Genomic DNA, 12980 nt, shown 5'->3' with positions numbered 1-12980 from the left:
CCATGGCCGATGCCGGATTCCACGTCCGGGAGCTGACCGCAGAGGACATCCCCAGCGCGCGCACCCTCATGCTGCGCATCGTCGCCGAGGACTTCGGCGATCCCTACGACCCCACTGTCCATGCCGACATCGATGACATGACGGCCTGGTATCTCGCACCGGACGGGCCGTTCATGCTGGTCGCGCGGGATGCGGAGACTGGTGTCCTGCTCGGGACCGCCGGCATCCGCGGGGGCGAGCTCAAGGAAGGTCTCAGCCCGCCGCACCTCGTCGAAAGGTACCGAGACGGCCGGACCGGCCAACTCGTCCGCGTCTACGTCCCACGGGAGCACCGCCGCCGCGGTGTCGCACGTGTGCTGATCCATCAGGTGCTCGACCGGGCGCGGTGCGAAGGGCATTACCAGACCATCGCGCTGCACACCTTCCCGCACTCGCCCGGCGCGCTGCCGTTCTGGCTGTCCATGGGCGCGGTGGTGGTCGAGGACGACACGGCCGGCGTGTCCCGAGCACTGTTCATGGAGATTCCCCTGACCACCTACGACATCGAACCCACGCGTACTGAGAGGAACACGCGATCATGACCAAGCGACGCGACGTCTTCATCTTCGTTTCGGAGCCGGGAAAGACCGAGCAGGCACAGGACTACCTCGGCGAGTTCCTGCGCTCCCTGGACGGCCACCCCGGTTATCTGGGCGGGTCGGTGCTCAAGGAGTGCGCCGGTGAGCTGCTGCCGGGCACGTTGGTGCTGCTGCTCGACTTCGAATCCACCGAGGCCGCCCGCGCCCTGTGGCCCAAGATCGAGAACACCGTCAACCCGCTGTACCCCGATGACAAGACCGACAAGTCGCCGGATCAAGGGGCGGCCTTCTTCAACGGCACCGGCGGTGCTTCGCCGTTGACGTTCTCTCGCGGTAACGGGATGCTCGCCCGGATGCTGCACGTCCACGCGGCCGCTGTGGACGAGTTCGCCACCGTCTGAGGAGCCGAGGATGAGTACACGTAGCCCGCTGTGGCATCCGCAGACCCACATGCCCACTGCCGGCCGCGAACGTCTGGTGATCGCCTCCGGCGACGGCGCCTGGGTGACCACCGAGGACGGACAGCGGCTGCTCGACCTGCCGGCCGGGCTCTGGCACGCCAACATCGGACACGGGCGCACCCGGATCGCCGATGCGGCCGCGGCGCAGATCCGTACCCTGGAGACCTACCATCTGTTCGGCGCGCACGCCAACCGCCCTGCCCTGGACCTGGCGGAACGGCTGGCGGGCCTGCTGCCCATCGAGGATCCCAGGATCTTTCTCACCTCCGGGGGCTCGGACTCCATCGACACCGCCTGCAAACTGGCCCGGCGCTACTGGCAGGTGGCCGGGAGGCCGGACAAGAAGGTGATCCTCAGCCGTGACGGGGCCTATCACGGACTGCACGGATTCGGGACCTCGATCGCCGGACTGGATTTCAACCGCGACGGCTACGGCACCGAGTCGCTCATCCCGGAGACGGCCCGCGTACCACGGAGCGATCTGGCGGAGACGGCCGCCGTGATCGAGCGGATCGGCGCCGGCGCCATCGCCGCGATCGTCGCCGAACCGGTCATCGGCACCGGCGGGGTGTACGCGCCGCCGGACGGTTACCTGTCCGGACTGCGCGAACTGGCCCGCCAGAACGACATCCTCTTCATCGCCGACGAAGTGATCACCGGTTTCGGCCGTACCGGCGAGTGGTTCGCGTGTCAGCGCTGGGACATCGAACCCGACATGATCGTCATGGCCAAGGGAATCACCTCCGGCTACCTCCCGCTCGGCGCCGTCGGCATCGCGCCGCACGTGGCCGAACCGTTCTTCACCGGTGCCGAGGCCCCGATCTTCCGGCACGGGCTCACCTACTCGGGCCACGCCACCGCCTGCGCCGTTGCCCTCGAGAACCTGGACATCCTTGACGAGGAGCAGCTCGTGGCCAGGGCCGCCAAGCTGGAACCCGTGCTGGTTCAAGCCCTGGCGCCGCTCATGGACTCGCCCTTCGTCCAAGAGGTACGCACGGCCGGGCTGATGGCCGGTGTCCAGCTGAAGCCCGAGGTGGACGCCACCAAGGTCGTGCTCGGCGCTCGGGAGAACGGGGTGCTGACCCGCCTGATCTCCGGCAACACCCTGCACATCTGCCCGCCGTTCGTGATCACCGCCGAGGAGATCGAGTACGCGGCCGGCGTGCTCGCCGGGCAACTCCGAGTCTCCGCGACGGTGAGCGCGTGAGCGGCTACGACGCCGACGTGGCGGTGGTCGGCCTGGGCGCCATCGGGGCGATGGCCGCCTGGCGGCTGGCCGAGCGCGGACATTCGGTCACCGGTTACGAACGGTTCGGCATCGGCCACGACCGCGGGGCCTCCTCAGGGCAGACGCGGCGGTTCTCGGTGCAGAGCCAGCGCGAACCGCGCATGACCCCGCTCGCCCTGGAAGCACTCGGCCTCTGGCGAGCTCTGGAGCGGGCGACCGGCCGCCATCTCCTGCACAGCGTCGGCGGCGTCATCCTCGGCCCGTCGGACACACCCGCGCTCCTGGCCGCACACAAGTCGGCGCTGTCGGCCGGACTCGACCACGAATGGCTGGACAGCGCGGAACTCAGCACCCGATATCCGCAGCACCGCGTGTGCCCAGCCGACGCCGGCATCACCGACCCGCACGCGGGATTCCTCCGACCGGAGCTGTCGGTGGTCACGGCGACACGACAAGCCAGGACACTCGGCGCGACCCTGTTCGACCACACGCGCGTCCTGGCCATCGAACCGGACGGCGACGGCGTTTCCGTGCGTACGGAGCACGGGACGCGGCGCTACGGGCACGTCGTCCTCGCCCCGGGGGCACGAGCCCGCGACCTGGTCCCCTTGGCGGGAGCGACCGTGCTTCCGCGGCGGGTGGTGCAGGCCTGGTACGTGCCCGCGGACATCGACCAGTATCGGCCGGAGGTCTGCGGCGTCTTCGAACGTGTCGGAGACGTCAACGCCTACGGATTTCCGACTGTCGACGGCGCCACTGTGAAGATCGGCGTCTACACCGCCGGCCACCCCATCGTGTACGACACCGAGAACACACCGCTGACCGTCGGCCCCGCGCTGCTCCGCCGCCTCCGAGACACCGTCGCCGAGTTCTTCCCCGGCCTGCATCCCGACCCGGTGACCACCACGGTCGGCCTGGAGGGTTACACCACGGACGGCCACCCCCTGCTCGGGCCCGCACCCGACTCGTCCAGGATCATCCTGGCCTGCGGATTCTCCGGCTCCGGCTTCAAGTTCGCCCCGGTGTTCGGAGACATCATCGCGGACCTGGTGATGGAAGGGCGGACCGAGCGTGATGTCGGTTTCCTCGCACCGAGCCGCTCGCTGGCAGCATGGCCACCGGACGCTCTGACCCCGGCATGATCGGTGCCGGTTGGTGATGTATCCCTGGACGTATCATCGTCATGTGGCAGGCACGACAACGGCTAAGGCGCGCAGCGCGACCGACAATGCGTACGAGCATGTCAAAGACCTCATCCTCACCGGCCGGCTCGCGCCGGGCGCCGACCTGCACGAGGCCGCCCTCAGCGAGAGCACCGGTTTCGGCCGCTCGCCGGTGCGCGAGGCGCTGCGCCGGCTCGTACAGCAAGGATTCGTCGAGGTACTTCCACGACAGGGCTACCGCGTCGCGGTCGTGACGCTGGCCAGCGTCCAGGATCTGTTCGAAATGCGGCTGCTGCTGGAACCGGCCGCGGTCGAACTGGCCGCCGTGCGCGCCCCGCAGGCGGAACTCGAAGCCCTGCACGAACTCGCGCACGAGACCTACACACACGACGACACCCGCAGCTACCAGCAGTTTCTTCAGGACAACCGGGAGTTTCACGTACGCATCGCCCGCGCCAGCGGTAATGAACGGCTGGCCAACACCCTGCAGGTGTTGCTGGAGGAAATGCAGCGCCTGTTCTTCATCAGCCTCGGCGACCGCGACCACGCCTCGGAGATGATGCACGAGCACCACGATCTCCACGACGCCCTCCTGGCGCGTGACGCGTCGCGCGCCCGCCAGATCGTGGTCGATCAGATCGAGGCGAGCCGCAAGCGGGTGCTGGAGGGCCTCATGGCCGCCGGCGGCCGGTCGACCCGGGCGGCGAGCGGCGTTGTCCTGGCCGACGCCTCCTCACGCACCTCTCGCTGACATCCTCCTGCCCGGCGAATCTTTCTGCGAGGTCGTCTAAGGCACCTGCGGTCTCACGGATGCCGCGTTCGGTTCGAGGTCGAGAATCGCGCTCGCGCCGCGAAGAAGTTCGGCACGCAGGTCGTCCACCGGTACGTCCGCGAGGTGGCTGACGGGGTCGGTGGCCGCGGCGAACGCCTGGGCCGCGCGTACGCGCCGGCGCCAGTCGGGATCGGGGCCGGCGAGCAGCTCGATGGCCCGGTTCACCACGGTCACCATCCTCGACATGACCTCGGTCGTCTCGTCGCCGTAGACCGAGGCGTCGCGCAGGAGCAGGGTCATCGTTTCGCGATGGGCGAGTATGACGTCGAGGCAGCCGCCGAGTACGTGCTGCCTGATCTCCGACTGAGACGAGCGGGAAGCCGCGTCGGCGATCGTCGCCTCGAGCTGGTCGATCGGCGGGCTCACCAGGCTCGCCAGGATCTCGCTCTTGCTCCGGAAATGGTGATAAAGCGAGGGCTTGGTGATGCCGACCCGTTCTGCGATGTCGCGCATGGAGGCCGCGCGGTAGGTCTGCGTGGTGAACAGCTCCCGAGCCGTCTCGATGATGCGACTTCGGGTGTCGCCCGACTCGATACGAGGCAACTGTGGTCCTCCGGGTTCGGTGATTCGATCCGTGACAACCTATCAGCCTACCTATCGGTCGGTTGACAAATCAGGCTCGGCCACGGCGGTCACCAGCGGCGATTTCCCGCCTACGCCTACGGAAGGGCGCCGTACACTGCCGCCGCCAGCCGTCTGGCGTTGGCGTCGGCGCCTTCGATGTAGCCGGACATGCGGTTGGGCACGTACGCGAAAGCCAGGTCGTGGGCGGGATCGGCGAAGGCGAGGGCGCCGCTGGTGCCACCGTGCCCGAACTGGGTGGCGGTCTCGCCCGGCCACAGCGGCCCACCTGGCAACATGAACCCCAGCCCGAACCGGGTGTCCATGAGCATGACCCGGTCGTGGCCTTGGGACTCGGTCTGCACGGCGGCCCTGAGCAGGCCGGGATCGATCAGCCGGTGTCCATCGACCTCGCCGATCAGGGACGCGTACAGCCAGGCCAGGGCGGAGGCGCTCGCCACGCCGCTCATCGACGGTTCGCCGAGGGCCAGGAAGGCGGGGTCGTTGAACTGGTCGGGCCGCGACATGGCCAGCGTGTTGAGCGATCTGGCCAGCAAGGTCCTGGAGGCGAAGACCGCCTTGCCGAACTCGGCGAACTCCGGTTCCTTGGGCCGTGCCCGCATCAGCTCCATGATCGGGAAGATCAGCGGCGCCAGCCGTCCGGTCTCGCGTTCGGGCAGCCCGATGAACACGTTCTTGCCCATCACGGTCGCGACCCGGCTGGACAGGACGTCGCCGACGGTGCGCCCGCTGACGCGGCGTACCACCTCGTCGAGGATCCAGGCGCCGGTGCTCGGGTGGTATCCGTGCGCGGTGCCTGGCGGCCACGCCGGAGCCTGCGCGGCGAGCGCCGCGGCCGGCCCGTCTCCCGCGATCATGGCGCGCGAGGAGATCGGCCGGTCGAGAGCGGGAACCCCGGCCCGGTGTGACAGCAGCCATCGCAGGGTGATGCCCTGCTTGCCGTCGACGGCGAATTCGGGCCAGCAGTCGGCCACGGGGGTGTCCAGCTCGAGCGTGCCGTCCTGGACCAGGAGCAGCACCGCGACCGTCAGCAGCCCCTTGGTGGCGCCGGTGATCGGGGTGATCGTGTCGGCGCCCCACGGCCGGCGCGTTCTGACATCGGCGGTGCCCGCCCAGATGTCCACGACGGGGGTGCCGCGGTGGTAGACGCACAGCGCCGCGCCACGGTCAGCGCCCTTGCCGATGATCTGCCCGAACGTCTCGGCGACGGCGGCGAAACGCGGTTCCAGCATGGTCAGGGCCTTCCTTCGTACAGCGCCTCGATCAGGCCGCGGACCCGGAAATCGCCGCCTTCCAGCAGCTCGGAGCCGCGGTTGGGGACGTAGGCGAAGGCCAGGCCACGCTCGGGGTCGGCGAAGGCGAACGAGCCGCTGGCGCCGCTGTGCCCGAACAGCCCGGCGATCTTCTCCGGCACGGGCCACATCGGGCCGCCGGGCAGCGCGAACCCGAGCCCCCACGACGTCCGCACCCGCAGGATCTCGTCGATGCCGTCGCCGTAGGAGTGCCGGACCTGGTCCACAAGCTGGGGGCTGAGGAGCCGGACACCGTCCACCTCGCCGATCAACGCGGCGTAGTAGCGCGCCAGCGATGGGGCGGAGGCGACACCGTCCATGGACGGGCTCTCCACCTGGTAGGTGCTCGGGTCGTTCGTGGCGTCCCATCCGATGGCGACGCTGCCGAACATCGAGCGGTACGTCAGCGTGGTGGGGTCGTTCAGAGCGTGGACCATGTCGGCCAGCTCAGGCATCTCCATGCCCAGCATGACCTGTTCGGTGTCGGGGACCACCATGGTGGCCATCCGGGGTAGCTCACTGTCGGGCACGCGGATGTAGCAGTCGAGGCCGCCGAGCGGTGCGCCGATCTCGCGGGCGAAGAACTCGCTCAACCTCATCCCGGACACCCGCCGGACGATCTCACCGGTCAGGTGGCCGAAGGTCACACCGTGATAGCCGTGCGCGGTGCCGGGCGGCCATTCGGGTGCGGCGGCGGCCAGGGTGTCCGTGATCGGCGTCCAGTCCCGAAGGTCTTCCCAGCTGACCGGTCTGGCCTCCATCGAGGTCAGTCCCGCGCGGTGGCTGAGCAGCACGCGAACGGTGATCTCGCCCTTGCCGTTCTGGGCGAACTCCGGCCAGTACGCTGCCACTGGAGCGTCCAGGTCCACCTGGCCGCGCTCGACCAGGAGCAGTAAGGCTCCCGCTGCGAAGGTCTTGGTGGTCGAGGCCAGGGCCGCGATCGTGTCGCGCTCCCATGGCCGCCGGGTGTCGAGGTCGGCTGAGCCGCCCCACAGGTCCACGACCCGCGCTCCGTGGTGGTAGACGGTCAGCCCGGCACCCACCTCGGCGCCTTGGGCGAAATTGCGGTGAAAGGCGGCTCTCACCGGCTCGAAGCCGTTGGCGACTGTCCCGTGAACCTCGGTGACGTCCATGATGCTCCTCCTCATCCCACTCGACCGACCGGTAGGTCGGTTCACGAGGCGGCAGCCTATCTACCGGTCGGTCGGGTGGCAACCGGAACGCCGAACGCACATGACGAGGCGTTGGGCGGCCTTCGCGTCGGCGACGACCGGCGGGGCTTCGCTACGCGGTCGCGACGGGAGAGGTCTGGCGGTTGAGGTCCGCGGTACGGGCCACCTCGGCGTCGATGACGGCGGGTCGCGGCCAGGTTCGTACGGCGACAGCCATCAGGGCCAGGCCACAGACGCCCCACGCTAACCCCGCGCCCACGGTGGGCGCGGGGGGACTTGCGGCTTCTCGGCCGCGGGTCAGACCCGGAACGGCACGTCGGCCACGTCTACGCCGAGCGTCACCGCGATGACGATCACGATCATGATCACGACATGTCTGCCCCATTCACCAGGGACCTGCACGGACAGGGAGAAGTTGCTCACCAGCGCCTCCACAATTCGATCGAATGGATGACGCCGGAGCCTGGGGGTACGCTGGAACCTGAGGAAACAGGTATCTAGTGATGGGCCCAGGCCCGGCTAGGCATCGAGGGCCCGGCCCCCTTCGCGAGAGGGGGCCGGGCCCTTTTTTCATGCCCACTCTTAACGTTAGTAGCTCGTTCCGTTCGCTCACCCTGGATGGCAAAGAATTGACCAAGAGCTGGCGTCGCAGAGGGCAGCAGGGCAACAAAACTGCAGGTCAAAGCGTTGTTTCCCGTTTAAAAAATTTGACCATAACTTTACCTGAGGCTTAAATGGATGAAAGCCCGCTATATACGATTTTCAGAGCCTGGCGGTGATGATCGGCGCCAGGCGATCGGCGATAACCGTATGACCGCTGTCGTTCGGGTGGACATTGTCGGACATATTCGCGCTGGTCAACCAGCCCTCGGTGGGGACGTAGTAGACATTCGCGTCGCCCGCGGAATTGCGAGTGGCGACCGCGGTCCGCGTCTGCGCGGCGTACCGCCTGGTGAAGGTCTCCAGCGCGAAGATCGCCGCCGCGGGGTACGCCGCCCGCACCTCCTGCAGCAGATGGGTGTAGGACGCCTGGAAGGTGGTGGTGCTCACGCCGTGCCCCACGTCGTTGGTGCCCAGGTTGATCACGACCGCGTTGGCCTGGTAGCGGGAGAAGTCCCAGTTGGGGGTGCCGGCGTTGGGGTTGAGCTTGGGAAAGCTCGCCTCCAGGCCGACGCAGCCGTCCGCGGTCGCCACCAGGCAGGCGCCGCCTTGGGCGATCTGCGTGTGCCTGACCCCGAGCCGCTCGCCGATGAGCCAGCCATAGGCGGTCAAGGCGTTCTTGGAGGTGGTCGTGCCGACGGTGATGGAATCCCCGACGAACTCGATCAGCTTGGGCGGGGCCGCGGTCGCGTACGTCGTGGCGCCTGGGTCGAGTAGGAGACCCTGGAAGACGGCGTCACCGTGATAGGACCCGGCGACGACCCGATAGGAGACGCGTAAGGTGTGGTTCCCCGTGGCCAGCGGCGTCGGGGTGAGGCTGACCGTGCCACGTACGTTCTGGATGTAGACCCACGCGCCGCCGTCGATGCTGTAGTACAGGTCGATGGTGTTGCGCTGGCTCAGCTTGACCGTCCTGCCGGTGAAACCGGTGGTGAGATAGGCGCCCGCCCAGAACGGCACGTACGCGGTGGGGACGGAGGCGTCCCACCGCCCGGTGAAGGAGATGTTGGCGTCGGTGGGGGAGCCGTCGCCCCTCGCCGCTTCGGCCCGCGGCGTGATCGCCATGACCAGGGCGACGATGAGCGCGCTCAGCAGCAGCCGCGTCCTCATGAGAGTCCGATCTTGGGTGCGACGATGGGGGCGAGCCGGTTGGCGACCTTGACGTGCCCGGCGTCGTTGGGATGGCCGTTGCCGTCGGCGTAGTCGACGTTGTCGGTCAGCCAGCCCTCGGTGGAGATGTAGGAGACGTTGGCGTCGCCGGAGCCGTTGAGCGCCGCGACCGCCGCCTTGGTCTCGGCCACGTAGCGCCTCTTGAACGTCTCCATGGCGAACAGCGCGGCGTTCGGATACTTCGCGCGGATGCCGCGCAGGAAATTGGTGTACGCCGACTGGAACGCCGGTCCGGTGACGCCGTGCCCGATGTCGTTGGTCCCCAGATTGATCACTACGGCGCTCGCCTGGTAGCGGGTGAAGTCCCATGGCGTCGTGCCGGTGCTGCCGAGGTTGAAGAACTGGCCGCTCTGGCCGACGCATCCCGACTGTGCGACCAGGCAGTATCCCGCGCGGGCTATCTGCGTGTGCCGTACGCCGAGCCGCTCACCGAGCACCCAGCCGTACGCCGTCACGGCGAGCTTCGAGGACAGGGAGCCCGCGGTGATCGAGTCGCCGACGAACTCGACGAGCCTGGTGGACGTCCCGGCATCCACCGTGCGCGCGCCGGGGTCGAGGAGCAGGCCCTGGAAGACGCAGTCGCCCGACCGGTAGTTCACGCGCAGCGTATGGGTGCCGGCGGCCAGCGGGGCAGGCGTCAGGTCGACCGTGCCGGAGACGCCCGCGTAGAAGACGTCCGGGCGACCGTCGATGCTGACGTACATGTTCACCGCGTTACGCTGCTTGAGCTTGACCGTGGTCCCGGTGAACTTGGTGACCAGGTAGCCGCCGGTCCACTGGGGGACGTGCGCGCCGTCCCAGCGGCCCACGTAGGTGATGTTGGGGTCCGCGGGGCTCCCATTGCCCGGGCTCGCCGCCGTCGCCGGGTGCGCGGCCGCGGTGAGTGTGACGGCGGCGAGTATCACTGCCAGGATCTTCTTCATCTGAATGGTGGCGCGGAGACCCGGTCCTTGCAGGGGCGGGAGGAAGCGTGCCACCCCTCCTTTCGAAAACAGTATGGAAAGTCTTGGTCACGTTCGGTAATGTGTGCGATGGGTGAGGGCGCTGTGACAGGAGGTGCGCGATGGCGCTCCGCCACCAAACGCCACGGCCTGCCCACGATCGTGCAACTCCGGCTCACACCCGCCCCGGCTCAGGGCGAGGCGCTGGCCGCAGCCGTGCTGCTGTGCAATCAGGCGGCCACCGTCGTGTCCCGGCTGGCCTGGCACCACCGCACGTTCACCGTGGTGGAGTTGCACCGGCTGGCCTACTACCAGGTGCGGGCGCAGGTAGCCGGGCTCGGTGCGCAAGCGGCCGTGCGGGCGATCGCCCGGGTCGCCGGCGCCTACGCCAACCGGCGCGCCAGCAAGAAACGCGCCCACATCTTCCGGCCGCACGGGGCTGTCCCCTACGACGCCCGGCTGATGAGCTTCAACCGTGACGCCCGCACCGTGTCGCTGTGGACTCCCACCGGCCGCGTCACCGTCCCCTACACCGGCCGGCCGGAAGACCTTAAAGCCGTCGATACGCTGCCGAGAGGCGAGGCCGATCTGATCTGCCGGCGCGGCGTGTGGCTGCTGCAGGTTGGCCTCACCCTGCCCGCACCGGCGGTGCGTGAGCCCGTCGGCGGTTTTGTGGGGGTGGATCAGGGGGTGGCGAACCTGGCGGTCACCAGCGACGGTGCGGTGCTGCCCGGCCCCGCCCTGCCCGGGCCGATCGGCGGCAACAGCCACGTCCGCACCCTGCGGGAGCGGCGGCATCGCCAGCGCCGACGCCTGCAGAAGAAGGGCACTTCTGCGGCGCGGCGGGTGCTGCGCCGTCTGTCGGGGCGTGAACATCGGATGATGACCGACCTCAACCACCAAATCTCGACGTTTGTGGTGCGTGAAGCCGAACGCACCGGCCGTGGTGTCGCCCTGGAGGATCTGCAGGGTATCCGCGGTCGGGTCAGGGCTCACCGGCTCCAGCGGCGCACCCTGCACGCCTGGGCCTTCGCCCAGCAGATCGCCTTCACCCGCTACAAGGCCGCCCGCGCCGGGCTCGCCTTCGTGCTGGTCGACCCCGCCTACACCTCGCAGGCGTGTCCGGAGTGCGGGAACGTGGCCAGGGCGAATCGGCCGGCACGGGGCCGGTTCGTCTGCACCGGGTGTGGCCTCGCTGGGCACGCCGACCACATCGCAGCCCGCAACATCGCCACACGCGGCGCCGCGGGCTGGGGTGCCATCAACCAGCCACACGCTACCGGCCTCCCTTCACCCAGACGGGACCGTGAGAGCAAACCACCAGCTTCATCCGGTGGTAGTTGATGCCTTGCCTCCTGAGGGAAGGGCATGGCAGGGGCGCGGTCTCATGCGCACCCGGGCCGGAGCACGTCCAGTCGAGGTAGCTGGCGGGGCTGGGGCGGGGCGGACATGTCATCGCGGAGGAAGCGGGCCTTGGGCGCTTCTGTCAGTGGAGTCGAAGTCAGGAACGAACGTCAATGAGACCGCCTGCGCGGCGCCCCGATGGTTCGCCTCCGGGCAGGTCGGCGGCGCGTTCCCGGTGAAAGTTTCAGACTGCCCGGAGTGGTCTCGGGCAGGTGTTCACGTCAGATCTTGAAGAGGTATGTCCCGGAAACGTGGACGGTGCGCCCGCCGGAAATTCAATCGCCGTTCCGGCCCACCGCACGATGTGCGACGGAACAGGCCTCCCGACAATGCTCTCCCACAACTCGCCCACCTTCTCCGGCGCGTCACGGTAAGCCGTCACGAGAAGTCGCTGGCGGCGACTTGTTCGGCGTGGTGAGCCCGGGCCAGCGCAAAGCCGGCGACGACGGTATCGATCGCCATCCTCCGGCGGCCTCCGGCGATGAGGGCCTGGGCGAAGCACAGCATGCCGGCAGCCAGATGCCGGCTCCATACAGTGGGCTGGAGCTCCTACACCCCCTCTGGGTGGCCAGCGGGTCGTCGTCAGGCGGGTGGTTCGTCGAGGAGCCGGAGGTCTGACGGGCCGATCGTGGCGGTGGTCAGCAGCGCTGTGATCAGGTTGTGGTTGAGCGTGTTGCCCAGCGGCGCCGGGATCTCCTCCTCCAGAAGCCCGGGCACCTCGGAGCTGAGTCGCTTGCGCGTCTGGGAGACGATGTGGGCGGCTCGTTTCCCGGTCCACCCCTCTCCGGGCCTGAGGCGGCTGAGCTCGTCGGCGATCTGCGCCCAGGTCAGCGGCTGCGGCCAGGGCTCAGGCCGCAGGTACCGCTGGCCCAGGCAGGTCAGGACCAGGCGTTCGACGGCGCTCAGGCGCCACTTGGGTGGGTTGCGGGTGTCGGTCTCATGACGCGTGACCGGGCTCGGTGGGGTCATGACGATCCGTACTTCGAGCAGGTGTTCCTGCTCGGGGGCGACGATGAACAGCGGCGTGTGCGCCACCGGCAACGTCGCCCGGTGCCCGGTGAGCACCAGCCGTGCTCCTGGCAGGCGGATGGGTAGGTTGCCGAGGTTGTACAGGACCCATTGCGCATGCTGGTAGGCGATGTACCCGTGCTGTCGGCTGACGTACGGGTCGTTCGGGCCGACGCAGACATGGACATCCGGCTCGCAACGCCCGAACACCACATCGAGTCCGGCGTCCGGCGCGACGCGTATCCCGCCGTTGGTTCCTTGGACGTACAGGGTGCCGGGCACGGCAGGAGGAAGGCTGAGGGTGTCGGACTCCTTCGGCAAGATGTCCACCTTGCTCAGGGGTCTGCGCATCGCTGATCCTCTCCACACGCCTCCGGAGTCACGGTAGTCGCCTCCCCTCGGGAGGGGTCCCGGGGGGCTTGACAGAAGGATATTCCGGAAGAGTTACTGCTTAGTAAGCTTGTGGTAGATCCATTCTGTAGCATCACA

The 12980-nt window shown here is 68.5% G+C and carries 13 protein-coding genes; 6 read left to right on the top strand and 7 right to left on the bottom strand.

Annotated features, from left to right (window positions below; all coding sequences use genetic code 11):
• Positions 1-2 precede the first annotated feature (2 nt).
• Genes ACGFNP_RS22175 through ACGFNP_RS22155 form a run of 5 tightly spaced genes read left to right on the top strand, consistent with a single transcriptional unit; the run spans position 3 to position 4181 of the window.
• Entirely contained in the window at positions 3-581 is a 579-nt protein-coding gene (locus ACGFNP_RS22175) for a GNAT family N-acetyltransferase (RefSeq protein ID WP_393321392.1), read from the top strand.
• Positions 578-979 (top strand): hypothetical protein, encoded by a 402-nt coding sequence (locus ACGFNP_RS22170; protein WP_358339960.1) that lies wholly within the window; start codon positions 578-580, stop codon positions 977-979. The genes ACGFNP_RS22175 and ACGFNP_RS22170 overlap by 4 nt, the downstream gene beginning before the upstream one ends.
• Positions 980-989: 10 nt before the next feature.
• The gene (locus tag ACGFNP_RS22165) at positions 990-2246 is read left to right on the top strand and encodes an aspartate aminotransferase family protein (RefSeq protein WP_393321389.1); all 1257 of its coding nucleotides are present in this window, start codon (positions 990-992) and stop codon (positions 2244-2246) included.
• On the top strand, positions 2243-3409 hold the full coding sequence (gene solA, locus ACGFNP_RS22160) for an N-methyl-L-tryptophan oxidase (protein WP_393321386.1): 1167 nt from the start codon (positions 2243-2245) through the stop codon (positions 3407-3409). Before ACGFNP_RS22165 ends, solA begins: the two co-directional genes overlap by 4 nt.
• A gap of 16 nt (positions 3410-3425) precedes the next feature.
• Positions 3426-4181: a GntR family transcriptional regulator gene (locus ACGFNP_RS22155; RefSeq protein ID WP_358340003.1), complete on the top strand. Its 756-nt coding sequence runs from the start codon at positions 3426-3428 to the stop codon at positions 4179-4181.
• Between the two features lie 36 nt (positions 4182-4217).
• Here the strand turns inward: ACGFNP_RS22155 and ACGFNP_RS22150 are convergent, their stop codons facing one another.
• The 6 genes from ACGFNP_RS22150 to ACGFNP_RS22125 form a co-directional block, all read right to left on the bottom strand.
• Positions 4218-4805 (bottom strand): TetR/AcrR family transcriptional regulator, encoded by a 588-nt coding sequence (locus tag ACGFNP_RS22150; RefSeq protein ID WP_393321383.1) that lies wholly within the window; start codon positions 4803-4805, stop codon positions 4218-4220.
• Positions 4806-4921: 116 nt separating this feature from the next.
• Entirely contained in the window at positions 4922-6076 is a 1155-nt protein-coding gene (locus ACGFNP_RS22145; RefSeq protein ID WP_393321380.1) for a serine hydrolase domain-containing protein, read from the bottom strand.
• A gap of 2 nt (positions 6077-6078) precedes the next feature.
• Positions 6079-7269 (bottom strand): serine hydrolase domain-containing protein, encoded by a 1191-nt coding sequence (locus ACGFNP_RS22140; protein ID WP_358339955.1) that lies wholly within the window; start codon positions 7267-7269, stop codon positions 6079-6081.
• Positions 7270-7605: 336 nt separating this feature from the next.
• Positions 7606-7731 carry a hypothetical protein gene (locus ACGFNP_RS22135; RefSeq protein WP_393321376.1) on the bottom strand — a complete coding sequence of 42 codons (126 nt, stop codon included), beginning with the start codon at positions 7729-7731 and terminating at the stop codon, positions 7606-7608.
• 339 nt (positions 7732-8070) lie between these two features.
• Complete coding sequence (locus tag ACGFNP_RS22130) at positions 8071-9078, bottom strand: GDSL-type esterase/lipase family protein (protein ID WP_393321373.1); 1008 nt, start codon at positions 9076-9078, stop codon at positions 8071-8073.
• Positions 9075-10061, bottom strand: coding sequence for a GDSL-type esterase/lipase family protein (locus ACGFNP_RS22125; protein WP_393321370.1), 987 nt, complete (start codon positions 10059-10061; stop codon positions 9075-9077). Before ACGFNP_RS22125 ends, ACGFNP_RS22130 begins: the two co-directional genes overlap by 4 nt.
• A 108-nt stretch (positions 10062-10169) precedes the next feature.
• On the opposite strand from ACGFNP_RS22125, the gene ACGFNP_RS22120 reads away from it, so the two are divergent.
• On the top strand, positions 10170-11423 hold the full coding sequence (locus ACGFNP_RS22120) for an RNA-guided endonuclease InsQ/TnpB family protein (RefSeq protein WP_393321367.1): 1254 nt from the start codon (positions 10170-10172) through the stop codon (positions 11421-11423).
• Positions 11424-12065: 642 nt separating this feature from the next.
• Here ACGFNP_RS22120 and ACGFNP_RS22115 read toward each other — a convergent pair.
• Positions 12066-12842 (bottom strand): hypothetical protein, encoded by a 777-nt coding sequence (locus ACGFNP_RS22115; protein WP_393321364.1) that lies wholly within the window; start codon positions 12840-12842, stop codon positions 12066-12068.
• Between the last annotated feature and the right edge of the window lie 138 nt (positions 12843-12980).

It is taken from the genome of Nonomuraea sp. NPDC049269, from assembly GCF_043197155.1.
GTDB lineage: Bacteria > Actinomycetota > Actinomycetes > Streptosporangiales > Streptosporangiaceae > Nonomuraea.
Note: the sequence above shows the minus strand (reverse complement) of the source record. Positions and strands in the feature narration are given on the sequence as shown.